We start from the raw sequence: 24,465 nt of genomic DNA, 5'->3' as shown, positions 1-24,465 counted from the left end.
CTTGCGTTGCGTTGCGGGATGGTCCAACCCGCGCCCATCAGCTCGGCCTGTGCCGGGCATCAGATACGGACGGGTTCGATATGGCGACCGGCAGCGCGAAGTGGGTCTATGCCTTCGGCGACGGCAAAGCGGAGGGCAAGTCGCAGATGCGCGACCTCCTCGGCGGCAAGGGGGCCAACCTGGCCGAGATGTGCAACCTCGGCCTTCCGGTGCCGCCCGGCTTCACCATCACCACCGAGGTCTGCACCTACTATTACGATCACGGCAAGGCCTACCCGCCGGAGCTGAAGGACCAGGTCGCCGCCGCGCTGACCCAGATCGGCAACCTCACTGGCCGCAAGTTCGGCGACGCGTCGAACCCGCTGCTGGTCTCGGTCCGCTCGGGCGCCCGGGCGTCGATGCCGGGCATGATGGATACGGTGCTGAACCTCGGCCTCAACGACCAGACCGTTCTGGCGCTGGCCAAGGAGGCCGACGACGAGCGCTTCGCCTACGATTCCTACCGCCGGTTCATCACCATGTACTCGAACGTGGTGCTGGGCGTTGAGCACCACGCCTTCGAGGAGGCGCTGGAGCACTACAAGGAAGGCAAGGGCTACGACCTCGACACCGAGCTCGGGGCCGAGGATTGGAAGACCCTGATCCAGACCTACAAGAAGATCGTCCGCGACGAGCACGGCTCGGACTTCCCGCAAGGGGCCGAAGACCAGCTCTGGGGCGCGATCAGCGCCGTGTTCAATTCCTGGATGATCCCGCGGGCCAAAAAGTACCGCGAGTTGAACAGCATCCCGGAGAGCTGGGGCACGGCCGTCAACGTCCAGGCCATGGTGTTCGGCAATATGGGCGACACGTCGGCCACCGGCGTCGCCTTCACCCGCAACCCGTCCACCGGCGAGAAGGCGCTCTACGGCGAGTTCCTGATCAACGCCCAGGGCGAGGACGTGGTGGCGGGTATCCGCACGCCGCAGAACATCACCGAGAAGGCCCGGATCGAGGCCGAGAGCGACAAGCCTTCCATGGAGAAGGCCATGCCCGAGAGCTACGCGGAGCTGACCCGGATCTACGGGATCCTGGAAGCGCATTACCGCGACATGCAGGACATGGAGTTCACCATTGAGAAGGGTAAGCTCTGGATGCTCCAGACCCGCAACGGCAAGCGCACGGCCAAGGCGGCCCTGCGCATCGCCGTGGATCTGGCCGGCGAGGGGCTGATCTCCCGCGAGGAGGCGATCGGCCGGGTCGAGCCCTCGGCCCTCGACCAGCTCCTGCACCCGACGATCGACCCGAAGGCGGACCGCAAGGTCATCGCCTCCGGACTCCCGGCCTCCCCGGGGGCGGCGACCGGCGAGATCGTGTTCAATTCCGAGGATGCCGAGGCGCTGCGCAAGGCCGAGCGCAAGTGCATCCTGGTGCGGATCGAGACCTCGCCCGAGGACATCCACGGCATGCACGCCGCCGAGGGCATCCTGACCACCCGCGGCGGCATGACCAGCCACGCGGCCGTGGTCGCCCGCGGCATGGGCAAGCCCTGCGTCTCCGGCGTCGGCTCGATCCGGATCGACTACAAGGCGCAGACCCTGAAGGTCGGCGACGCCACCCTGAAGGCCGGCGACCGGATCACCATCGACGGCTCGACCGGTCAGGTGATCCAGGGCGAGGTGGAGATGCTCGAGCCCGAGCTGTCGGGCGACTTCGCGACGCTGATGGAATGGGCCGACCAGTTCCGCGGCATGAAGGTGCGGGCCAACGCCGACACCCCGACCGACGCCCGCACCGCGCGGAATTTCGGCGCCGAGGGCATCGGCCTGTGCCGCACCGAGCACATGTTCTTCGAGGGTGACCGCATCATCGCGGTCCGCGAGATGATCCTGGCCGACGACGCCGAGGGTCGCCGCGCGGCGCTGGCGAAGATCCTGCCCTATCAGCGGCAGGACTTCGTCGAGCTGTTCACGATCATGTCCGGCCTGCCGGTGACGATCCGCCTGCTCGATCCGCCGCTGCACGAGTTCCTGCCGCACACCGATGCCGAGGTGGCCGAGGTCGTGAAGGCCACCGGCGTCTCGGAGGACAAGATCCGCCACCGGATGCGGGAATTGTCCGAGCACAACCCGATGCTCGGCTTCCGCGGCTGCCGCCTGGCGATCGCCTTCCCGGAGATCGCCGAGATGCAGGCCCGGGCGATCTTCGAGGCCGCCGTCCAGGCCGCCGCCGATACCGGCAGCCCGGTCACCCCCGAGGTGATGGTGCCGCTGGTCTTCACCCGCACCGAGTTCGACATCGTGAAGGCGCGGATCGACGCCATGGCCAAGGCGGTGTCCGAGGAGAAGGGCGCCACCCTGAATTACCAGGTCGGCACCATGATCGAGCTGCCGCGGGCGGCGCTGAAGGCCGGCGAGATCGCGCAGACCGCCGAGTTCTTCTCGTTCGGCACCAACGACCTCACGCAGACGGCGCTCGGCATCTCCCGCGACGACGCCGCGACCTTCCTGGGTCCCTACACCCAGAAGGGCATCCTGGCGGCCGACCCGTTCATCACCATCGACCAGGAGGGCGTGGGTGAGCTGGTCCGCATCGGCGTCGAGCGCGGCCGCGCCACGCGTCCGGACATCAAGCTCGGCATCTGCGGTGAGCATGGCGGCGACCCGGCCTCGATCGGGTTCTGCCAGGAGGTCGGGCTCGATTACGTCTCCTGCTCGCCCTACCGCGTGCCGATCGCCCGCCTCGCCGCGGCCCAGGCCGCGCTCGGCAAGGTGCTCGGCAAGGAAGGCTGAGCCGACCGGATGCACGGGTATCGGGGGCGGTTTCCCGCCCCCGATACCGGCGATCAACCAAGCCCAGACGAAAGGCCGTTGATAATTGCTGTCGACAGTTGAACTCGGTCCACAGCTGCACGTTTATTGATCGAGCCGACAGGCGGCGTGCGGTGCCCATCGCTCCGTCCCGGGCCCAGCGTCAGGCGCCAGAATCACCGGCCATGATTCCACGCAGCTCCGCTCCGCTCTATGCCGGCACCGCCAACGCGGCCCCCGCTCCCCGCGCCGCCGTGCGGGCCTATCTCGCGACGGTCGCGGGCCTCGGTGCGATGGTGACCGCCGTGATGCTGATGATGTCGGTGGCGGCCAATAGCGGCGGCGAGGCCGAGCGCATCGCCGACACGCAGGATGACGGCTACGCCGCGACCCTGGTCTCCGCCCTGGCGATCAACCTGTCCAAGCCGCTTCGGTAAGCGCGGCCCCTTCCCACCTTCGACGCTTCAGCGCGTTCCGCGCGTCGCCGAGCCGGTGAAGCGCGCGGCGGTGAGCTCGTCGCCGGGGCTCTTCGCGCTGAACCGGGTCGCGACCGGTCCGGGCTTCGCCGCCACGACCGCGTCCGGGGCCGCCTCGCGGATGCGGGTGGCCGCGACCCGTACCGGCACGCCCCGGCCGGCCGGAGCCGCCACAGGGCCGGCTGACGCGGCCTCGAACAGCGAGCGCAACTGTGCTTTCGCGTCGGCGTCGGCCGCCACCAGCGGACGCCGCGGCGCCGGCTCGGCAGGCACGTCGCGGATGAGCGCGCGGCCTGCGCTCGGCGCGGCTAGGTTGGCCATCCCGCCATCGAGCGCGGCGAACTGGACCGGACGCGGCGGCGGCAGCGGCATGGTGATGGCGGCAGCCGCGACCGCGCTGAAATCGGAGGGCCGACGGGGCGGCAGGGGCGCCAGGACGGCGGACGCGACCTCGTCCACGGCGGGCTTCTCGACGGTGAGCAGGGCGCGCGCGTCGACCGGCTGGCTCGCGCCGGCATTGGCCTGATCGGGGCGGGCGAGGGTGTTGCGCAGCGTGTCGTCGGCGGTCGGCGCCGCGTAGGCCAGGGCGGCGCGGGTGCCGACCGGATCCTGCGGATCGGCGCTCGCCACGGCGACCACGGGGGCCTGCCGGCCGCGCTTCGCCACCGGCGCGGGCGGCGGTGCCGCGGCCGGCTCGGGTGCCGAGGAGCCGCCGCCGAACAGGCTCGCCAGGAAGCCGAACAGGCCGGGGCCGTCCTCTTCCTCGCCGCTCGCCATCTGGGTGGTGAGGCCGGCCACGGTGCCGCCCCGGGCCAGGATCTCGGCCTTCGCCTCTTCGTAGCGGGGGAAGGGGCGGTTGTCGCTCGCCAGGTGGACCGTCTTGCCGTCCGGGAACAGGCGGGCGAGCTGGTCGTGGGTCATGCGCGGCCACATCCGCACCGAGCCGACGTCGAGATGGACGAAGGGCGTGCCGGCATGCGGGTACCAGCCCACGCCGCCGCGCTGCATCTGGAGCCCGACCTCGCGGATCCGATCGATCGAGACCTCCGGCAGATAGAAGTCCATCGCCTTGCCGAGCATGTGCTGGCTGAACTCGGCGACCATCCGCGACCGCCGCCGCAGCATCGCGTTCGTGCCGGGCGAGCGATAGGCCGAGACCACGTGGATCGGCTGGGTCGCGCCGACCTGCCGGTAGGCTTCCCAGACCGTGTCGAACAGGCGCGGATCCATCTTGATCGGCTCGTTCACCCGCCAATCGCGCAGCAGCCAGTTCAGCTGCTCGAGCGCCGCACGGTCGTAGCGGCCATCGCGCTTGAACGTGATGGTCGCACTCTCCTTGGTGTGGGTGTGGAAGATCGTGAGCGAGCGGGTATCGCCGTTGGCCACCGCGTTCTCGGTCTCGGCCGCGCCGGCGATCAGGCCGAGCGTCGCGCCGCACAGGGCGAGGACAAGGTGTCGGGCGGTTCTGCGCAGGCTCGGCACGATGGTCCTGATCCTCTCCCGAACCCGCGAAGGGCATGCGGCGGATATGCGGTCGAGGCGGTCGGCCCGCGGGGCCGAAGCCATGTCCCTTCGCCGAATGTGCGAGGGAAACGGCTAAGGCTGGACCGTGGCGAAATCGTGCCCGGCTGTGCGCCTGCGCACCCGAGAGTTGAGGGCGCAGGCTTGGAGTGAACCTACCACCAGCCCCGCGAGACCGGCGCCGGCGCGGGCGTCCACAGGCCCGGCTCGCCGTATTCCGGCGCGCTGTCGGCGCGGGCCGCCCGGCGGACGTGACGACCCGGCGAGTCGTAATCGTCGTAGCGCGCGCTCGGCTCCGGCTCGGCGTAGCGGCGGGGACGTGCGGCCTCCCGGCGGGGCGCCGGACGAGCCTGGGCCACCGGCGCGGCCTCGGGCTTGCGGCGCGCCTTCTCCTCCGGGAGCTTGGCGATCGCCGGTCCGCCACCGCCGGGCAGGCCCAGCGCCGCGCGCATCGGGGCGTCGTAGCCGTAGAGGTCCGGCAGGGTGCGGAACGTGCCGCCATCGTCCACGTAGGCAGTGAAATAAGCGAGGTGCACCGGCAGCTTGGCCGGCAGCCGGATCGTGCGCTCGCCCTTGCCGATCAGCTTCTTCAGACGCGCCTCGGTCCAGTCCGGCAGGACCGCGTCGGCGAGGCGGAACGGATCGTCGACGCGGACGCAGCCATGGCTGAAGTCCCGCTTGGCCGCCGAGAACAGCGAGCGGTTCGGCGTATCGTGCAGATAGACCGCGTGCTGGTTCGGGAACATGAACTTGATGAAGCCGAGCGCGTTGCGCTCCCCCGGCGGCTGGCGCAGCGAGACGTGGCCGCCGCGGCGCACCACCTCGTAGCCGCCCCAGGTCTTGCCGCCGTAGCCCGCGAGCTTCGGCGCCATGGTCTTGAGGATGGAGGGTGGCACGTACCAGGACGGGTTGACCACCGCGTATTCCATCAGCCCCGAGAAGAGCGGCGTGCGCGATTCGGGCTTGCCGACGATCACCCGGGCCTCATCGCGCAGGCTGCCGCCGCGATAGGCGCGCAGGCGGTATTCCGGGACGTTGACCAGGATGTAGTCCGATCCGAGATCTCCCGGCAGCCAGCGCCAGCGTTCCATGTTGACGATCAGCTCGGCCTCGCTGCCGCTCGCCCGCGCTGGGCGGCCGGCATCGGCGAGCGCCAGGACGGTCTGGACGTTGAGCACGCCGTTTCCGGGCAGACCGCGGCCGCGCTGGAACTTGGCGACCGCGTCGGACACGACGGAATCGTACTCCTCCGGCTCGCCCGGCGGGCGGTCGAGAGTGCCGGCCGGGCGCGTCTCGAGGCCGAAATGCGTGCGCAGGAGCGGCACGCGCGGATCGCGCATGCCCACCCGCAGCGCGGGACCCGGGGGCAGGCGCAGGGGCTTCACGGCGGCGGCAGGCGCCGGCCCGCGCAAGCTCGCGAGCCGCGCCTTGAGGGCCAGATAGCCGGCCGTGGCCGGGTTGTAGCCTTGCAAGGCGTCGCCCGCCTTCGCGCCGGCATCGGAGAGCTTGGTCAGCACCGCGTCGGCATTCGGCAGGTCGAGCTGCGGGGTTATGAGACGGGAGATCGACGCGAGGTTGACCCGGCCGCCGCGGGCGTCCCGGGCGTAGACCAGGGCCGCCGCCGAGAAGCGGAGATCGGCATCGGCCACGGCCTTCTCGTCGGGTTTCTCGGCGAGGTTCGGGACCGCGTAGGCCCGGGCATCGAGCCCATCCTCGCCGGCGGCAGCCAGGCGCGCCGAAACTGATTTGGCGGCCTCCGTCCAGGCCCCGTCGGCGATCCAGAGCGGCTTGTAGGCGCGGGCCTCATAGAAGGCCCGGATCCCGTCGCGGTCCTTGCCGGTGAGCCGCAGCAGCAGCGGCGCGGATTCGCCGAACCGCGCCAAGATGGCCGCGGCCAGGGGATCGGTGGGAACGACCGGTGTCGTCGCCACCGGGGCCGGGGCCGGCTCGGCCTTCGGAACCTCGGGCTTGTAATCGGGCAGCGCGGTCGAGACCGGATCGGCCCCGGCCGGCTCCGGCTGCGGAGCCGGCTGCGAGGCCGGTACAGGCGCGGGCTCGGGCGGGCTCGCCGGGGTGCCGAGGGTCGCCGGATCGAGCGCCGCCGTTTCGGCGCTGAGCGCGCCTGCCGAGGCCAGCGTTCCGGTCATAAGGGCGGCCAGCGCGACGAGGCTGGAGCGCGGGACGCGCATCGTGATCTCCCGGGACGCGGCGGCAGAGCCGCACGCTCAGATTGTGATTATCCGCTCAAGCGTGGCGTTGAGCAACTGCAGTCTTCGTCAGGTTAAATTCAGTTCTCGTGATGTGACATCTGATGGAAATGCCACACGAAGCGTAATGAATTGGTCGTGTCCGCGAGATCGGCAGATCCGTGGAGGTGTTCCGAACGCCATCGCGTCCCGAACGGCACGGTGCGCTAGCACACCCGGCCGCTCAGGCGGCGTCCTCGGTCTTCTCGTCGCCCTCCAGACCGAGGTCCTTCAGCTTGCGGTAGAGTGTGGATCGGCCGATTCCGAGGCGGCGCGACACCTCCGACATGCGCTGCCGGTAGAATTGCAGCGCGAAGCGGATGATCTCCGCTTCCAGCACATCCATGGTCTTCATCTCGCCGGTCTCCTCTGTGACCAGCGACATGGCGTGGGGATCGCGAACCTCGACGCGGACGATCTCGCGCACCGGCTCCGGTGCGTAGGCCGGCATCTGCGGTTGGGTGGGCGCCGCCGGAATGCGGACATCGAAGCCTTCGACCTGGGCGGCGATCTGCGGAAACTCGGCCACGGTCAGCTCGTCGCAATCGGCGAGCACGACGGCGCGGAACAGGGCGTTCTCCAGCTGGCGGACATTGCCGGGCCAGGGATAGCGCGTCAGCAGGGCCATCGCCTCCGGGGCGATCGCCCGCACCCGCTTGCCTTCCTCGGCGGAGAACCGGGCGCAGAAGGAGCGCACCAGATCCGGGATGTCCTCCCGGCGGGCGCGCAGGGGCGGCAGGGTCATGGGGAAGACGTTGAGGCGATAATACAGGTCCTCGCGGAACTTGCCTTCCTTCACGAGGTCGAGGAGCGAGCGGTTCGTGGCCGAGATCAGCCGGATATCGACCCGGACCGAGCGCTTGCCGCCGACCGGATCGACCTCGCCCTCCTGGAGCGCGCGCAGCAGCTTCACCTGGGCGTCGAGGGGCAGCTCGCCGATCTCGTCGAGGAACAGGGTGCCGCCCGAGGCCTCGACGAACTTGCCCGCGTGTTTCTCGGTGGCGCCGGTGAACGCCCCCTTCTCGTGGCCGAACAGGGTCGACTCGACGAGGTTCTCCGGGATCGCCCCGCAATTGACCGTGACGAACGGCTTGCCGCGCCGGTCGCCCGAGCCCTGGATCGCGCGCGCCAGCACCTCCTTGCCGACGCCGGATTCGCCCTCGATCAGCACCGGGATGTTGGATTTGGCCGCCCGCTCGGCGAGGCGGATCACGCGCTCCATGTCCGGACTCTTGGAGGTCAGATCCTTGAAGGTCAGCGCTCCGGAGGCGCGGCGGCGCATGCGGCGCACCTCCTCCTCCAGCACGTCGACCCGCAGCGCGTTCTTGATCGAGACCTGCAGGCGCTCGGCGCCGGCCGGCTTGACCACGAAATCGACGGCCCCCGCCCGCATGGCGGTGACCACGGCGTCGATCGAGCCGTTCGAGGTCTGGACGATCACCGGGGTGTCGAGGCCGCCGCTGCGCATCTCCGCCAGCACCCCGAGCCCGTCGAGCCCCGGCATCACCAGGTCGAGAAGCACCACGTCCGCGCCCTCGGTCTTCAGCACCGTCAGGGCCTCCGCCCCGGTCTCCACTACCCGCGCGTTGAAGCCGAACCGGCGCACCGCCGCCTCGGCGAGGCGACGCTGAACCGGATCGTCGTCCACGATGAGGATTGTGGTGGACATGGCGGCTCCCTGCACGGCGCGTCAGGCCCGGATACGGCGCGGGACCGGCCCGCGCCGCACCGCCTGAGTCGGCGAGTGTTTCGTTTCGAACCGTAGGGTGACCCAGAGACGTAAAGTGGCGCTTAACGACGTTTGCGCCGTGTCGTCACCGCGCCGGATGGGTCCGGGCGACCGGCCACGTTGAACGCGTGGCCGCGCGCTCGATATCAGGGTACGGGTCTGACACCCCCCAAAAGGATCGCGAGACATGATGCCGAGCACCACCGCTTCGCCGGTGAACGTCCGTCTGCCGGAGGGCGTGAGCGCCGCACGCGCCGCCGCCAAGGCCGTCGACCTCGGCCATCTTCCGGAATGGGATCTGTCCGACCTCTATCCCGGCATCGAGGCGCCGGAATTTGCCGCCGACATGACCCGCGCCGAGGAGGAATGCCGGCGTTTCTCCGAGACCTATGCCGGCCGCATCGCCGCGCTGGCCGCCGCGCCGGACGCGTCGGAGCGTCTTGCCGAGGCGGTCCGCGCCTATGAGGAGATCGAGGATCTGCTCGGCAAGCTGATGTCGTTTGCCGGTCTGGTCTATTCCGGGGACACCACCGACGAGGCCCGGGCCAAGTTCTACGGCGACACCCGCGAGCGCCTGACCGACGCCTCGGCCGACCTGCTGTTCTTCGCCCTCGAGCTGAACCGGATCGACGACGCCGTGATGGATGCGGCGATGGCCCAGAGGCCGCTTGCCCATTACGCGCCCTGGATCGAGGACCTGCGCCGCGAGAAGCCCCATCAGCTCGACGACCGCACCGAGAAGCTGTTCCTCGAAAAATCCGTCACCGCGAACGCGGCCTGGGACCGGCTGTTCAACGAGACGATCGCGGGCCTGCGCTTCACGGTCCAGGGCGAGCAGATGCCCCTGGAGCCGACCCTGAACAAGCTGCAGGACCCGGACGGCGCCGTCCGCAAGGAGGCGGCCGGGGCGATCAGCGAGGTTCTGCGCAGCAATCTGCGCGTGTTCACGCTGATCACCAACACCCTGGCCAAGGATAAGGAGATCTCCGACCGCTGGCGCGGCTTCAAGGATGTCGCCGACGCGCGCCATCTCGCCAACCGGGTCGAGCCGGAGGTGGTGGCGGCCCTGGTCGATGCCGTGCGGGAGGCCTATCCGCGGCTCTCGCACCGCTATTACCGGCTGAAGGCGAAATGGTTCGGGCAGGACGCGCTGCCCTACTGGGACCGGAACGCGCCGCTGCCGAAGGTCGAGCAGCGCACCATTCCCTGGACCGAGGCGCGCGATACGGTCCTGTCGGCCTACGACGCCTTCTCGCCGAAGATGGCCGGAATCGCGAAGCGCTTCTTCGACGAGAGCTGGATCGACGCGCCGACCCGGCCCGGCAAGGCGCCGGGCGCCTTCGCGCACCCGACCGTGCCGTCGGTCCATCCCTACGTGCTGGTCAATTACCAGGGCAAGCCGCGGGACGTGATGACGCTCGCCCACGAGCTGGGCCACGGCGTCCACCAGGTGCTGGCCGGACCGAACGGCGCCCTGATGGCGCCGACGCCCCTGACCCTGGCCGAGACCGCCAGCGTGTTCGGCGAGATGCTGACCTTCCGCAAGCTGCTCGCGGCGACCACGGACACGACCCAGCGCCGGGCCATGCTCGCCGCCAAGGTCGAGGACATGATCAACACGGTGGTGCGCCAGATCGCGTTCTACTCGTTCGAACGGAAGGTCCACCTGGCCCGCGCCAAGGGCGAGTTGACCAGCGACCAGATCAACGCCCTGTGGCTCTCGGTCCAGGCCGAATCCCTCGGGCCGGCCATCACGCTGGATGCGGGTTACGAGCCGTTCTGGGCCTATATCCCGCACTTCATCCACTCGCCGTTCTACGTCTACGCCTACGCGTTCGGCGATTGCCTGGTGAACTCGCTCTACGGCGTCTACGCGCAGGCGGAGCCAGGCTTCGTCGATCGCTACTTCGCCCTGCTCGCGGCGGGCGGCTCGAAGCCCTACGGGGAGTTGCTCGCCCCGTTCGGGCTCGATGCGAAGGACCCGGGCTTCTGGCAGATCGGCCTCGGGATGATCGAGGGGATGATCGTCGAGCTGGAGGGGATGGAAGGCCAGGGCTAACCGACTTCCGAGCTGGCCTCCGTGATGTTATACACAACGTATAACATCACGGAGGCGGCCATGAAGCTCGAGGTCAAACGCGTCGGCAATTCGACCGGTCTGATCCTACCGAAGGATTTCCTGGCGAAGCTCAATCTCGCGCAAGGCGATTGGCTCTACGTCACCGAGAATGCCGATGGGTCCGTGCGGTTGTCGCCCTACGACCCGACCTTCGAGAAGGGGATGAAGGTCGCCGAGAAGGCGATGAAGACCTATCGTAACGCCCTGTCGGAACTCGCCAAATGACAGCCGATCGTCGGATCGTCTGGCTCACGAGCGATCTCGTGACGGCGATTCATGCGCTGCAGTTGAAGCAATTCGGCGGCCCGGCCAGCCTACCCGACGAAGGCGTCCTCGAATCAGCGCTGGGCCGATTCGTCAATCGCACGGCCTCTGCCGAGGACGGCGCTCATATTGACCTTGCCGAACTCGCGGCTGCCTATGCCTTCAGCATCGCCAAGAACCATCCGTTTATCGACGGTAACAAACGGGCTGCGCTCTTGGCGCTCGTGACGTTTCTCGGGCTCAACGATATCGATTTCGTGGTCGACGAGGCTGAAGCCGTTGTGATGATACGCGGCCTCGCCGCCGGCGAGATCGACGAATCCGGCCTGACCCGGTGGATCCGGGACAACTGGCCCGCCGCCTGAGCCGCCGCGGCGCAGCGACCCGGCGGTCTGGTACGCCGACCGCAGACGCTTATGTCCGGACCAGCATCGAGGAAGATCCTGGACAATGGCCGAGACCGATCGCGAAGCCAATCGCTTCTCCGCGCGCGCGGGGCGCTACGCCAGCGTGGGCGCCAATGTCGGCGGCGTCGCCGCCCGCATGGCCATGTCCCGGCTGTTCGGCAAGGAGGGCACCACCAGCGCCGCCGCCCTGGCGCAGGCGCTCGGCGGCCTGAAAGGGCCGATCATGAAGGTGGCGCAGCTGCTCGCCACGATCCCGGATCTGCTGCCGCCCGAATATGCCGCCGAGCTCCAGAAGCTGCAGGCCGATGCGCCGCCCATGGGCGCGGCCTTCGTCAAGCGGCGGATGCAATCCGAGCTGGGGCTGGGCTGGCAGGAGCGGTTCGGCAGCTTCGACCTGAAACCCGCCGCCGCGGCCTCGCTCGGCCAGGTCCATCGCGCCTCCACCAAGGAGGGCGAGCGGCTGGCGTGCAAGCTCCAGTACCCGGACATGCAATCGGCCGTGGAGGCCGACCTCAAGCAGCTGGAGATCGCCTTCGCGCTTCATCGCCGGATGAACAGCTGGCTCGACACCCGTGAGATCGCCAAGGAGATCGGCGCGCGGGTGCGCGAGGAGCTGGATTACGAGCGCGAGGCCAAGCATGCGCGCCTCTACGGCGAGGTGCTCAAGGATATCGATGCGGTGCGGGTGCCGCGGGTCTTTCCCGATCTGTCGACCAAGCGCCTGCTGACGCTGGGCTGGCTCGACGGCGATAAGATTTTGGGCTTCGCCGAGGAGCCGGTGGAGGTGCGCAACCGCATCGCGCAGGCGATGTTCAAGGCGTGGTGGCACCCGTTCAGCCGCGCCGCCGTCATCCACGGCGACCCGCATCTCGGCAACTACACCGTCTTCTCGGAGGGCGGCGAGGCGGCCGGCATCAACCTGCTGGATTATGGCTGCGTGCGAATCTTCCATCCCCGCTTCGTCGGCGGCGTGGTCGACCTGTATCGCGGCCTGCTGGAGGAAGATGCGGCCCGAATCGTCCATGCCTACGAGGTCTGGGGCTTCAAGAATCTCGACAAGGAGAAGATCGAGATCCTGAACATCTGGGCGCGCTTCATCTACGGGCCGCTCCTGGAGGATCGCACCCGCACCGTGGCGGACGGGGTCAAGCCCGGTGAATATGGCCGGCGCCAGGCGTTCCAGGTGCACCAGGCGCTCAAGGAGCGCGGCCCGGTGACCGTGCCGCAGGAATTCGTGTTCATGGATCGCGCCGCAGTCGGCCTCGGCGCCGTGTTCCTGCATCTGCGCTCGGAGCTGAACTACCACCGCCTGTTCGAGGCCGAGATCGAGCATTTTTCGCTGGAGACGCTGGGCGAGCGGCAAAGCCAGATCCTGGCCCAGGCCGGATTGCCGAAACCGGCGTAATCGCCCCCCGGAAGTCCACCGAGAGGGCGATCAACTTGCGTGCGTCCGATTGCGGCAGGAAAACGCTTGAGCTACATCCCGGGGTGACCACAAGAAGTCGCATCCAAGGGAAACGAGCGCACGATGGCCGACAGTGAGACGGTGGCCGGGCACACCTACAGCCCGGCGATGGACGCCAACACCCACGAGCAGACCTACCGCGGCTTCGTTCGCTTCGTCGAGATCGGCACGGGCGTCGTCATTTGCTGGGTCCTGGCGCTGGCCGTGGGCGGTATCCGCGAAGCCTGGCTGCTCGCGATTCTCAGCGTGATCGTATCGGGTGCGGCCGGCGCCGTCGGCGCCCTGGCCCCGGCCATTGGCTGGCGCGGCCCCCTCGTGGTCGGGATCCTGCTCTTCCTCTATCTCGCCTTCGCCTAAGGCCGCGGGACCGGCCGCTCGCCCCGGGCCCTCCTCCTGAAAGGCGGTTGCCGGCTTTCAGGGCGCGATGCGGCGCCCGGCGGTCGAGCGGTGCGATGACGCATTGAAGCGTGGCAGTCCAAGCGACGTGCCACGGGTTACATTCGCTCTGGTTCCATCAGCGCAACCTTCATTCGCGTCTCGAAAAGCCGTGCCGGTTCGCGCATTCGGGAGGCCAAGCTTATTCAGGGGAAGCCTCGCATGCGCATCGCTGTGCTGTCCGAGACGGACTCTGCGGAATCGCGGGTCGCTGCGGTTCCGGAGACCGTCAAGAAGTTCAAGGCGCTCGGCGCCGACATCACCGTGCAGGCGGGCGCCGGGCTGAAAGCCGGGATCCTCGATAGCGAGTACGAAGCGGCCGGGGCCGAGATCGCCGGCAGCGCCGCCGATGCGGCGCGCGATGCCGATCTCGTCCTCAAGGTCCGCCGCCCGGCGGGCGAGGAGCTGTCGCTGCTCAAGCGCGGCGCCACCGTGATCGCGATCATGGATCCCTACGGCAACGAGGCCGCGCTGAAGGCCATGGCCGAGGCCAGGGTTTCGGGCTTCGCCATGGAGCTGATGCCGCGCATCACCCGCGCCCAGGTGATGGACGTGCTGTCCTCGCAGGCGAACCTGGCCGGCTATCGAGCCGTCGTCGACGGCGCCGCCGAGTACGGCCGCGCCATGCCGATGATGATGACCGCCGCCGGCACCGTACCGGCCGCCCGCGTCTTCATCATGGGCGTCGGGGTCGCCGGCCTCCAGGCCATCGCCACCGCCCGGCGCCTCGGCGCGGTCGTGACCGCTACGGACGTGCGCCCCGCCACCAAGGAACAGGTCGAATCGCTCGGCGCGAAGTTCGTCGCTGTTGAGGATGACGAGTTCAAGCAGGCTGAGACCGCGGGCGGCTACGCCAAGGAGATGTCCGCCGGCTATCAGGCCAAGCAGGCCGAGCTGGTGAAGGGCCACATCGCCAAGCAGGACATCGTCATCACGACGGCGCTGATCCCCGGCCGCCCGGCGCCCAAGCTCGTCTCCGAGGAGATGGTCGCCTCGATGAAGCCGGGCTCGGTCCTGGTCGATCTCGCGGTCGAGCGCGGCGGCAACGTCGCCGGCGCCAAGCCGGGCGAGGTCGTGGTGACCGATCGCGGCGTGAAGATCGTCGGGCACACCAACGTCCCGGGGCGCCTCGCCGCCACGGCGTCGAGCCTCTACGCGCGCAACCTCTACGCCTTCGTCGAGACGCTGATCGACAAGGAGACCAAGGCGCTGGCGATCAACTGGGACGACGAGCTGGTGAAGGCGACCAACCTGACCCGCGACGGCTCCGTGGTGCACGCCTCCTTCCAGTCGAAGACCGATGGCCCGGCCTCGGAGGCCGCAGCGGTCGGCTTGGCGAAGTCGGAGACCGGCAAGGCCGAGGCCGCCCCGGCCCCGTCGGGCGCGCACTGAAGATCGGTCGAGAGGAGAAGCAGAATGGCAAACGTCGTCGTCCCTCCCGATCAGGCGGCTGATCAGACCCGCGTGCTGGCCGATGCCGCGCGTGCCGCGGCCGAGGTCGCACGCAACGCCGCCGACCAGGCCCAGGCGATCGCCGCCGGCATGGGCCACGGGCTGAGCGCCGCCACCGGCGGCGCCGTCGACCCGTTCGTCTTCCAGCTGGCGATCTTCGTGCTGGCGATCTTCGTCGGCTACTACGTGGTCTGGTCGGTCACCCCGGCCCTGCATACCCCGCTGATGTCGGTGACCAACGCGATCTCGTCGGTGATCATCGTGGGCGCGCTCCTGGCGGCCGGCGTTCCGCTGCTGGAGAAGGGCACCGGCTGGGCCCGCGCCTTCGGCTTCCTCGGCATCGTGCTCGCAAGCGTGAACATCTTCGGGGGCTTCCTCGTCACCCAGCGCATGCTCGGCATGTACAAGAAGAAGGCCTGAGACGATGTCCCAGAACGTCTCCGCCCTTCTCTACATCGTCGCCGGCGTCCTGTTCATCATGGCGCTGCGGGGGCTGTCGCACCCGACAACGTCGCGGCAGGGCAACCTCTACGGCATGATCGGCATGGCTCTGGCCGTGCTCACCACCCTGGTCGGCCATCCGCCCGCCGGGTTCGGTGCCTGGATCCTGGTGATCCTCGGCATCGGGATCGGCGGCGGCGCCGGTGCGGTCATCGCCAAGCGCGTGCCGATGACGGCGATGCCCCAGCTCGTGGCCGCCTTCCACTCGCTGGTCGGCCTCGCGGCCGTGGCCGGCGCCGCGGCGACGCTCTACGCCCCGCAGGCGGTGGGCATCCTCGAGAACGGCCACATCCACAAGCAGTCGCTGTTCGAGATGGCGCTCGGCGCGGCCATCGGCGCGATCACCTTCACCGGTTCGGTCATCGCCTTCGCCAAGCTCGACGGGCGGATGTCCGGCAAACCGATCATGCTGCCGCAGCGGCACCTCATCAATATCGGCCTCGCGGTCGCCCTGGTGCTGCTGCTCGTCCTGTTCATCGGCAACGAGAGCAAGGCGATCTTCTGGCTGATCGTGCTGCTGTCCTTCGCGCTGGGCGGCCTGCTGATCATCCCGATCGGCGGCGCCGACATGCCCGTCGTCGTGTCGATGCTGAACTCGTATTCGGGTTGGGCCGCGGCCGGCATCGGCTTCACCCTCGGCAACCTCGCGCTGATCATCACCGGCGCCCTGGTCGGCTCCTCGGGCGCGATCCTGTCCTACATCATGTGTCACGCGATGAACCGGTCGTTCGTCTCGGTGATCCTGGGCGGGTTCGGTGGCGACGCCGCCGCGGCCGGCCCGGGCCAGGTCGAGACGCGCCCGGTCAAGCAGGGCTCGGCCGACGACGCGGCCTACATCATGAAGAACGCCGAGCGCGTGATCATCGTCCCGGGCTACGGCATGGCGGTGGCGCAGGCGCAGCACAGCCTGCGCGAGATGGCCGACCTCCTGAAGAAGGAGGGCGTCGACGTGAAATACGCCATCCACCCGGTGGCGGGCCGCATGCCGGGCCACATGAACGTCCTGCTCGCCGAAGCGAACGTGCCCTACGACGAGGTGTTCGAGCTGGAGGACATCAACGGCGAGTTCCCGCAGGCCGACGTGGCCTTCGTGATCGGCGCCAACGACGTCACCAACCCGGCCGCCAAGACCGACAAGGCCTCGCCGATCTACGGCATGCCGATCCTCGACGTGGAGCGGGCCAAGACCGTGCTGTTCATCAAGCGCGGCATGGGCTCGGGCTATGCCGGCGTCGAGAACGAGGTGTTCTTCCGCGACAACACCATGATGCTGTTCGGCGATGCCAAGAAGGTTGTCGACAACATCCTCAAGGCGTTCTGAGGCCAGCCGAAAATCGGATGGGGCAGGGGGCGGGCAGCGATGCCCGCCCTTTTGTTTTGCCGGCCCCGTGTCGAGCGCCGTCGTTGTTGCCCTGGCGCCCGCGATTCTGCCGCCGACCCGGTGTAGAGTGCCGCCCGTGTCCGCCGCCGCCGCCTCGTTGCTCGCCGATCCGCCGCCGTTCCTGGGCGTCGCCGCCTCCGTGACCGGCCGGCGCTGGCAGGAGCGCTGCGCCGGCATGGCGGTGCAGAATCACATCGCCAAGATGGTCCAGGCGCACGGCCTGCCGGAATTGCTGGCGCGCGTGCTGGCCGGCCGGCAGGTGGCGCCGGACGAGGCGGCCCGCCATCTGGCGCCGCGCCTGCGCGATCTGATGCCGGATCCGGACACGCTGCTCGACATGGATGCGGCGGTGCGCCGGCTGGTCCGCGCGATCCGCCGCGGCGAGGTGGTCGCGGTGTTCGGCGATTACGACGTCGACGGCGCGGCCAGCGCCGCGATGCTCGCCGGCTATCTCCGTCAGCTCGGCCTCCGGGCCCCGATCCACATCCCGGATCGGATCACCGAGGGCTACGGCCCCAACATCGCGGCGATCACCGCTTTGGCGGCCGAGGGCGCGACCCTGCTGGTCTGCGTCGATTGCGGCACCAGCGGCCACGGGCCGCTGGAAGAGGCCGAGAAACTGGGCCTCGACGTGATCGTCCTGGATCACCACGCGGCCGGCGAGCTCCTGCCTCCGGCCCGGGCCGTGGTGAATCCCAATCGGCTCGACGACCTGTCGGGCCTCGGCCATCTCTGCGCCGCGGGCGTCGTGTTCCTCACGCTGGCCGCCCTCAACCGCGCTTTGCGCCGGGAGGGTTTTTTCGGGCCGGATCGCCCGGAGCCGCCCCTGACCGACGCCCTCGACCTTGTCGCCCTGGCGACGGTGGCCGACGTGGTGCCGCTGATCGGCCTGAACCGCGCCTTCGTGACTCAAGGCTTGACGGTGATGCGTCACCGCGGACGCACCGGTCTGGCCGCCCTGCTCGACGCCGCCTCGCTCAGCGAGCCCCCCGAGGCGTGGCATCTGGGCTTCGTGCTCGGGCCGCGGATCAATGCGGGCGGGCGGATCGGCGATTCGGCCCTCGGCGCGCGCCTGCTCACCACGGCGGATCCGGTCGAGGCGACCCGGATCGCGGCCGATCTCGACCGTCTCAACCGCGAGCGCCAGGCGATCGAGGCCCATGCCGTGTCCGAGGCCGAGGCCGAGATGGACCGCGCCCTGACCCTCGATCCCGCCCGGGCCGTGCTGGTGACCGGCAATGCCGAATGGCATCCCGGCATCGTCGGGCTGATCGCGGCGCGGCTCAAGGAGCGTTTCAACCGGCCGGCCTTCGCTTTTGCGATCCGGCCGGATGGCACCGCCACCGGCTCGGGCCGCTCGATCCCCGGCGCCGATCTCGGCCTGGCCGTCCGTGCCTGCGTCGAGGCCGGGCTCGCCAGCAAGGGCGGCGGCCACGCCATGGCGGCGGGCGTCACCCTGCGGGCGGACGACATCCCGCGTTTCGAGACGCATCTCGCCGCTCTGCTCGGCGCCAGCGTCGCGGTCTCGCGGGCGGCCGACGCCCTGATGATCGACGGCGGCCTCAGCGCCGGCGGCGCCACCGCCGAGACCGTCCGGCTGCTGCAGCGGGCCGGCCCGTTCGGGCAGGGGGCGCCGGAGCCGGTCTTTGCGCTAGGCCGGCACCGGCTGGTCGATGCCGCGGTGGTCGGGTCGAGCCATGTCCGCGCCCGGCTGCGCAGCCGCGACGGTCAGGCCGTCGGCGCGATCTGCTTTCGGGCAGCCGAACGGCCGCTCGGGCAGGCGCTGCTGAAAGGGATCGGCCAGGAGATGCATGTGGCCGGCACGCTGTCCTGCGACCGCTGGCGGGGTGCCGAGCGGGCGCAGCTGCGGATCATCGATCTAGCGCCGGCCGAGGGCTGAGACCGCTCAGCCGCCGGCCATCACCAGCGCCCAGAACCGTTTGTAGCGGGTGTTCGGGGCATCGACCCGGGCGATGCCGATCCGCCGGATCTGCGGAAGCAGCATGTTCTTGTTGTGCTCGGGGCTGGCCTTCCAGCGGGCAAGCACCTGCTCGAAGGTCTCCGAGCCGGCGCTGAGGTTCTCGGCGGCGTAGGACCGCGCCAGGCCAGCCGAGGCCATGCGTGACGTGAAGCTGCCGCCGACATCGTGGCTCAGCTGTCCGTGCCGGGCATTGTTGCCGGCCTGGAAGGCGGCGGCCTTCACCAGGCCGGTGTCGACGATGACCGGGCTCAGCCCGTGCTGGACCCGGTAGGCCGAGATCGCGGCTGCGGCGGCGACCTCGTCGAGGATCGCGGTATGGGTCGCGTTCTCCACGGTCGGTTCGGGCGTGAAGGACAGGCCGCCGCAGCCGGCGAGCGACAGCGACAGGGCGGCGGCGAGGGCGGGGAGGATTTTCGACACGGGGACAGGGATTCCGGAGGGGATGGGTCTCCCTCCGGCTCGGTTGCGGCGAAACCGCGGCGCCGGTGGTGGCTCCGGTGCCGCGACGCCGGACCGTGGCGCCGCGGCCACGGCCCTCATGCCGCCAGGGCGTCGCCCCCGAGCATGACCGGCGCGAAGACCCGCAGGAGGTCGGGGTCGAGATGGCCCACCCCGTCGGTCATGATCGCCAGGGCCTCGGCGGGGCTCGCGGGCTTCCGGTAGGCGCGGCGCTCGGTCAGAGCCGAGAACACGTCGCAGATCGCCACGATCCGCACGAGATCGGAGATCGCCCGGCCGGAGAGCCGATCCGGGTATCCGGTCCCGTCGAGACGCTCGTGATGATGCAGGACGACGTCGATGACCTCGTCCTCGAACGTGCCCTGCGCCCGAAGCAGGTCGGCCCCGATCACGGGATGGCGCTGCATGAGCCGCAACTCCTCGGGATCGAGATGGCCGGGCTTGTTCAGGATCTCGCTCGGGATGCGGCACTTGCCGATATCGTGGAGGAGGGCGGCGCGGACCACCCGTCCGAGATCGACCCGGCCCAGCCCGATCTGCGCACCGAAGCTCGCCGCGTGGCCGGCGACCCCGAGCGTGTGCTGGTAGACCCCGACGTCGTGGCGCCAGACTTCGGCGAGCCACGCCGTGATCCCGGCTTCGGAGACGGCGGCGAGCACCAGAGCGGTTCCGCGCTCCACATCGGCGCGCTGCAAACCGGCGCCGAGGGCCGCGCTGTCGAACAGCTCGGACACGATCGCGGTGGCGTCCGAGACCTGGCCGACGAGTTTCTGCCGGCGCGTCTCCGCCGAGCGTGTGACCGCCTCGATCATCGCGAAGACGTTGGCCAGCACCACCTGACGCGGGGCCGCGGCGGGCAGCTGGCGCAGGTGCGGGGCCGGTTTGGCGGGCTCGCCGCGGACGAGCACGAGGCGCGGGACCGGAAGCCCGCGATGGGTCAGCGCCGGCTCGAGGGCTGCGGCCTGGGCCGGATGCAGATCCAGGACGATGAGATGGGGCCGGCCGTGTGGAAGCGCCGCATTTGCCGGGACGGCCCGGCAATCCATCACCAGAGCGATGGCCCGTTCCAGGGCGGCCCGTTCCGTGGGGCGATCCGAGATCAGCAGGACGAACGGACCATTCGTGGTCCGCAAAGAGGTGCCGAGGGCCAACGCGGTTGCTCCCTCGCCCGCATGGTCAACGATCCGTTGACCTTAGCGGGAACCTTTGAGGAAAGCGTTAACCCTACGCAGTTTGCCAGCGTATAGACGCCGGAATAGCAGTCTTCAGGCTAGGCTGACGGCGCCGTCCTGACGGGTCTGCTGCGTGGCGACCTTGCCGGCATCGGAGGCCGGGCTCAGGACGTCGGCCAGCTTGACGGCCAGCAGGGCCTGGCAGGCGGCGAGGGCGACGAACACGACGAGGAAGCTGGCGATCATGGTGAGGCTCCGGAGCGGCACGAATGGCCACGCGATGTTGCGACGCCAGAGATGCCATCTCGCACCGCAAACTGGTATACCAGATGCCGAATGCCACTCATGTTTCGGACGCATAAGCGACGGGATCCATGGGCGAAAGCTCAGCGTCGGTGCCTGACGCCTGGCCGGAAACCCGCTTGCCGCCTGCACAAAACGGTTAGTAGCCTCGCCGGCTTATGTTGCGCTGCAAGCACGGCCGTGCAGGCGTCGTATCGGCGTCGCCGGCGGTGCATCCGGGGTTCGACGCAGAAGGCTCCGGCCGGGCGTGGTGCTCAGTCCAAGTAGTCGCCGTAGGTGTCCACGTGCTGAGCGAGGCCGAGGCCGTGTTCGCGCACCAGCCGCTCAGCCTTGTCGGCGTCCCGCGCTTCCAGGGCCGCGATGATCGCCACGTGCTCGCGGATCGACCGCTCGGCCCGATCGCCCTGGCGGAGCGCGGTGCTGCGGATCCCCCGCACATGCATCAGCAGGTTGCTGGTGAGCTCGGCGATCGGCTCGCAATGGCCCAGCGCGATGATCCGCTGATGGAAACGGATATTGGCGTCCGAATACTCGTCGATGTGCTCGGCCGGCTGCCCCTCGTAGAATTCGGGGAACGACTCGCGCAGGGCGCGCAGCTGCGCGTCGGTGGCGCGGGTGCAGGCGAGGCGGGCCGCCATGCTTTCCAGCGCCGTCCAGGCGTGGATCATGCCGACGATCTCGCGCTTGTTCTTCTTGATGACGAAGACGCCGCGCCGCGCTTCCGACCGGACGAACCCTTCCTGCTCCAACACGGTGAGCGCCTCGCGCACGGGCGTGCGGCTGACCCCGAGATCCTGCGACAGTTTCCGCTCGTCGAGCCGGACCTCGTCGGGCCGCCCGTAGATGTCCATGTTGGTAATAGCAGTCTTGAGCGCTTCATAAGCCAGGGTCCGTAAACTGGAGCTGGCGACGATCGGTTTAACGCTCAACGGTTCAGAGTTCGACATGCCTCGTCCAGTCGGCCCATGCCCATAATTTCTCGCACGTGTTGTCTGTCGTGCGCTCATAAAACGAACTAGCCCAAACCTTTTCCCGATCCTAGCCAAATGCGCGGCGACTCCACAGAGCGCTCGTCGGCAGGTTCCCGGACACGCCGGCCATGATCGGCCCTTTCCGGAACGGTAATGCCGAAAATCCGGCCCACGTCTGACAAGCCTCGGTAATCCTGCGGCGTATTCGTGTATTTTTGTGCAGGATCGATTGACAGACTCGCCGGACCTCAGCACCATTCTGCTGGCATACCGTAGACCAGCGGGGTGCAAGAGAGACCTTTCGGCGGTGAAGGGCGGAACCGCCGAGACTTCATTTGTCCGCCAGACAAGAATTTTTCAAAGCACGTCGCGCGCTTTGTACTGCCAAGGGCGGCTCCGCCGGGCCATAAACACAGCCGGCGTTCGAGAGAAAATAATAAATCCAATCTGGAGGGAAGCGTATGTCCGAGACCACCAAACCGGTTGGGCGGGGCCGATGGCTCCAGCTGACATTCGGCGTCGTCTGCATGTGCATGATCGCCAACATGCAGTACGGCTGGACGTTCTTCGTGAACCCGATGCAGGAGCGGCACGGCTGGGACCGCGCCGCGATCCAGGTCGCCTTCACGCTGTTCGTGGTCACCGAGACCTGGCTCGTGCCGATCGAGGGCTGGTTCGTCGATAAGTACGGCCCGCGGATCGTCACCCTGTTCGGCGGCCTGCTCTGCGGCATCGCCTGGGTGATGAACTCCTACGCGGAGTCGCTCACGATGCTGTACGTGGCCGCGGCCATCGGCGGCACCGGCGCGGGCGCGGTCTACGGGACCTGCGTGGGCAACTCCCTCAAGTGGTTCCCCGACCGGCGCGGTCTCGCGGCCGGCATCACCGCGATGGGCTTCGGCGCCGGCTCGGCGCTTACGGTCGTGCCGATCCAGGCGATGATCAAGTCTCAGGGCTATGAGGCCGCGTTCTTCTACTTCGGCATCGGCCAGGGCCTGATCGTGATGCTGATCGCCCTGTTCCTGCGCTCGCCGGTCAAGGGCCAGGTCCCGGATGTCGCCCGGGTCAGCCAGTCCAAGCGCGACTTCAAGCCGGGCGAGATGGTGCGCACCCCGATCTTCTGGGTGATGTACGCGATGTTCGTCATGATGGCCGCCGGCGGCCTGATGGCGACTGCGCAGCTCGGGCCGATCGCCAAGGACTTCAAGATCGCCGACGTCCCGGTCTCGCTGCTCGGGATCACGCTGCCGGCGCTCACCTTCGCGGCGACGCTGGACCGGGTGCTCAACGGCGTGACGCGGCCGTTCTTCGGCTGGGTCTCGGACCATATCGGCCGCGAGAACACGATGTTCATCTCCTTCGCCATCGAAGGCCTGGGCATCTACGCGCTGAGCCAGTTCGGCGAGAACCCGATCGCCTTCGTGCTGCTCACCGGCCTGGTGTTCTTCGCCTGGGGTGAGATCTACTCGCTGTTCCCGGCGACCTGCGGCGACACGTTCGGCTCGAAATACGCGGCGACCAATGCCGGCCTGCTCTACACGGCCAAGGGGACCGCGGCGCTCATCGTGCCCTATACCAGCGTGCTCACCACCATGACCGGCAGCTGGCACACGGTGTTCCTGGTGGCGGCCGGGCTCAACATCCTGGCGGCGTTCCTGGCCTTGTTCGTGCTCAAGCCGATGCGGGCGGCCTACACCAAGGCGCCGCAGGCGAACCTCGCGCCGGTGCTCGCCCAGTAAGGCGCATCCGAGCGATCGACAGGAGGCCCGGCGCCGGCTTTACGGCGCCGGGCCTTCGCGCGTACCCGGTACCGGGTTCATCCGAGGATCGGGCATGGATACGGACGAGCGGAACGCACGCGCGAGCGTCGTGGCGGCGGCGCGGGATCTCGACGCGCAGGGGTTGAACCGCGGGACCTCGGGCAACGTCTCGGTGCGGTTCCGCGACGGCCTCCTGATCACGCCCTCGGGGCTGCCCACGGCGCGCATGCGCCCGGAGGACATCGTGCCCCTGGCCTTCGACGGGACCCACCCGGCCGGGCTCAAGCCGTCCTCGGAATGGCGCTTCCACCGGGATATCCTGGCGGCGCGACCCGAGATGGGCGCCGTCGTCCACGCCCACCCGATCCATAGTACCGCCTTCGCCCTGTGCGGGCGGGAGATCCCGGCGGTGCATTACATGATCGCGGCCTTCGGCGGCCCGAACGTGCGCTGCGCGCCCTACGCGCCTTACGGCACGGCCGAGCTATCCGAACTCGCTCTGGTGGCGCTGAAGGACCGGAATGTCTGCCTGCTCGCCAATCACGGCATGATCGCCGCCGGGGAGAGCCTGGAGAAGGCGCTGTGGCTCGCCGTCGAGCTCGAGACTTTGTGCTGGCAATACGCCGTGGCGCTCCAGGTCGGCGCCCCGAACATCCTGTCCGACCATGAGATCAACAGCACCGTGGAGCGCTTCCGCTGCTACGGGCTGAACGCCGCCGACAAAGGCTGAACCGCCGCACAGACGACCTGCAACGTTCACGCGCCGGCCTGTCCAAAGCGTGACGCGCTCTCCTCTCGCTTATGGCTACGGGCTACACAGGTTTCGACCGTAACCGTGATCAACCCGTGGGCGCAGAAGGCGCGGGTCCCCTCTCCCGTGCGGGAGAGGGACAGGGTGAGGGATGCGACCTCTCCGGAAAGACCGGGTCCCTCACCCCAACCCTCTCCCGCACGGGAGAGGGGGCACGTCGCAGCCTACAACAGCGCTTGTGCTTCAGACCCGTGTAGCCCGTAGCCCTTATGGGGCGGGGAAA

20 protein-coding genes are annotated in these 24,465 nt (G+C 69.0%); 13 read left to right on the top strand and 7 right to left on the bottom strand.

The annotated features are described in order from the left end of the window. Positions 1-80: 80 nt before the first annotated feature. Complete coding sequence (gene ppdK, locus BMZ47_RS10875; protein WP_091861793.1) at positions 81-2,771, top strand: pyruvate, phosphate dikinase; 2,691 nt, start codon at positions 81-83, stop codon at positions 2,769-2,771. 203 nt (positions 2,772-2,974) lie between these two features. Beyond that, on the top strand, positions 2,975-3,226 hold the full coding sequence (locus BMZ47_RS10870) for a hypothetical protein (RefSeq protein ID WP_091861790.1): 252 nt from the start codon (positions 2,975-2,977) through the stop codon (positions 3,224-3,226). A gap of 27 nt (positions 3,227-3,253) precedes the next feature. On the opposite strand, the gene BMZ47_RS10865 is transcribed toward BMZ47_RS10870, so the two are convergent. The 3 genes from BMZ47_RS10865 to BMZ47_RS10855 all read right to left on the bottom strand — a co-directional run bounded on the left by BMZ47_RS10865 (position 3,254) and on the right by BMZ47_RS10855 (position 8,701). Beyond that, a complete protein-coding gene (locus BMZ47_RS10865) occupies positions 3,254-4,747 on the bottom strand; it encodes a peptidoglycan L,D-endopeptidase MepK (protein ID WP_091861786.1) in 1,494 nt (497 codons plus the stop codon). A 194-nt stretch (positions 4,748-4,941) separates the two neighbouring features. Next, positions 4,942-6,975: a L,D-transpeptidase scaffold domain-containing protein gene (locus BMZ47_RS10860; RefSeq protein ID WP_091861783.1), complete on the bottom strand. Its 2,034-nt coding sequence runs from the start codon at positions 6,973-6,975 to the stop codon at positions 4,942-4,944. Positions 6,976-7,216: 241 nt separating this feature from the next. Beyond that, entirely contained in the window at positions 7,217-8,701 is a 1,485-nt protein-coding gene (locus tag BMZ47_RS10855; RefSeq protein ID WP_007563681.1) for a sigma-54-dependent transcriptional regulator, read from the bottom strand. Between the two features lie 247 nt (positions 8,702-8,948). Here BMZ47_RS10855 and BMZ47_RS10850 point away from each other — a divergent pair, with 247 nt between their 5' ends. The 9 genes from BMZ47_RS10850 (at position 8,949) to recJ (ending at position 18,685) form a co-directional block, all read left to right on the top strand. Continuing rightward, the gene (locus tag BMZ47_RS10850; protein WP_091861781.1) at positions 8,949-10,820 is read left to right on the top strand and encodes a M3 family oligoendopeptidase; all 1,872 of its coding nucleotides are present in this window, start codon (positions 8,949-8,951) and stop codon (positions 10,818-10,820) included. Positions 10,821-10,880: 60 nt separating this feature from the next. Beyond that, positions 10,881-11,105, top strand: a complete 225-nt coding sequence (locus tag BMZ47_RS10845; RefSeq protein ID WP_039902970.1) for an AbrB/MazE/SpoVT family DNA-binding domain-containing protein — start codon at positions 10,881-10,883, stop codon at positions 11,103-11,105. After that, positions 11,102-11,509: a type II toxin-antitoxin system death-on-curing family toxin gene (locus BMZ47_RS10840; RefSeq protein WP_091861779.1), complete on the top strand. Its 408-nt coding sequence runs from the start codon at positions 11,102-11,104 to the stop codon at positions 11,507-11,509. Before BMZ47_RS10845 ends, BMZ47_RS10840 begins: the two co-directional genes overlap by 4 nt. Before the next feature lie 85 nt (positions 11,510-11,594). Continuing rightward, the gene (locus BMZ47_RS10835; protein WP_091861776.1) at positions 11,595-12,956 is read left to right on the top strand and encodes an ABC1 kinase family protein; all 1,362 of its coding nucleotides are present in this window, start codon (positions 11,595-11,597) and stop codon (positions 12,954-12,956) included. A 123-nt stretch (positions 12,957-13,079) separates the two neighbouring features. Beyond that, entirely contained in the window at positions 13,080-13,373 is a 294-nt protein-coding gene (locus BMZ47_RS10830; protein WP_007563693.1) for an aa3-type cytochrome c oxidase subunit IV, read from the top strand. Between the two features lie 240 nt (positions 13,374-13,613). Continuing rightward, positions 13,614-14,843, top strand: a complete 1,230-nt coding sequence (locus tag BMZ47_RS10825; protein ID WP_091861773.1) for a Re/Si-specific NAD(P)(+) transhydrogenase subunit alpha — start codon at positions 13,614-13,616, stop codon at positions 14,841-14,843. 24 nt (positions 14,844-14,867) lie between these two features. Beyond that, positions 14,868-15,323, top strand: coding sequence for an NAD(P) transhydrogenase subunit alpha part 2 (locus BMZ47_RS10820; protein WP_007563697.1), 456 nt, complete (start codon positions 14,868-14,870; stop codon positions 15,321-15,323). Positions 15,324-15,327: 4 nt separating this feature from the next. Continuing rightward, the gene (locus BMZ47_RS10815; RefSeq protein WP_007563699.1) at positions 15,328-16,725 is read left to right on the top strand and encodes an NAD(P)(+) transhydrogenase (Re/Si-specific) subunit beta; all 1,398 of its coding nucleotides are present in this window, start codon (positions 15,328-15,330) and stop codon (positions 16,723-16,725) included. 235 nt (positions 16,726-16,960) lie between these two features. Further along, positions 16,961-18,685 carry a single-stranded-DNA-specific exonuclease RecJ gene (gene recJ / locus BMZ47_RS10810; RefSeq protein ID WP_244536796.1) on the top strand — a complete coding sequence of 575 codons (1,725 nt, stop codon included), beginning with the start codon at positions 16,961-16,963 and terminating at the stop codon, positions 18,683-18,685. A 6-nt stretch (positions 18,686-18,691) separates the two neighbouring features. Here the strand turns inward: recJ and BMZ47_RS10805 are convergent, their stop codons facing one another. The 4 genes from BMZ47_RS10805 to BMZ47_RS10795 all read right to left on the bottom strand — a co-directional run bounded on the left by BMZ47_RS10805 (position 18,692) and on the right by BMZ47_RS10795 (position 21,647). Then, complete coding sequence (locus tag BMZ47_RS10805) at positions 18,692-19,186, bottom strand: CAP domain-containing protein (RefSeq protein ID WP_050733414.1); 495 nt, start codon at positions 19,184-19,186, stop codon at positions 18,692-18,694. Positions 19,187-19,302: 116 nt separating this feature from the next. Continuing rightward, positions 19,303-20,376, bottom strand: a complete 1,074-nt coding sequence (locus BMZ47_RS10800) for an HD-GYP domain-containing protein (protein ID WP_091861766.1) — start codon at positions 20,374-20,376, stop codon at positions 19,303-19,305. A gap of 114 nt (positions 20,377-20,490) precedes the next feature. Then, complete coding sequence (locus BMZ47_RS28525) at positions 20,491-20,643, bottom strand: hypothetical protein (RefSeq protein ID WP_007563707.1); 153 nt, start codon at positions 20,641-20,643, stop codon at positions 20,491-20,493. Between the two features lie 311 nt (positions 20,644-20,954). Beyond that, on the bottom strand, positions 20,955-21,647 hold the full coding sequence (locus tag BMZ47_RS10795) for a GntR family transcriptional regulator (RefSeq protein ID WP_007563709.1): 693 nt from the start codon (positions 21,645-21,647) through the stop codon (positions 20,955-20,957). Between the two features lie 485 nt (positions 21,648-22,132). Between BMZ47_RS10795 and oxlT the strand changes: the two genes are divergently transcribed. Together oxlT and BMZ47_RS10785 are read left to right on the top strand one after the other, a co-directional pair. Next, positions 22,133-23,410 (top strand): oxalate/formate MFS antiporter, encoded by a 1,278-nt coding sequence (gene oxlT, locus BMZ47_RS10790; RefSeq protein ID WP_091861763.1) that lies wholly within the window; start codon positions 22,133-22,135, stop codon positions 23,408-23,410. Positions 23,411-23,504: 94 nt separating this feature from the next. Further along, positions 23,505-24,161 carry a class II aldolase/adducin family protein gene (locus BMZ47_RS10785; RefSeq protein WP_091861760.1) on the top strand — a complete coding sequence of 219 codons (657 nt, stop codon included), beginning with the start codon at positions 23,505-23,507 and terminating at the stop codon, positions 24,159-24,161. Positions 24,162-24,465: the final 304 nt, after the last annotated feature.

It is taken from the genome of Methylobacterium brachiatum, from assembly GCF_900113845.1.
In the GTDB taxonomy this organism is placed as follows: Bacteria; Pseudomonadota; Alphaproteobacteria; order Rhizobiales; family Beijerinckiaceae; genus Methylobacterium; species Methylobacterium brachiatum.
The sequence above is the reverse complement of the archived record's forward strand: the minus strand, read 5'-3'. Positions and strand labels throughout refer to the sequence as shown.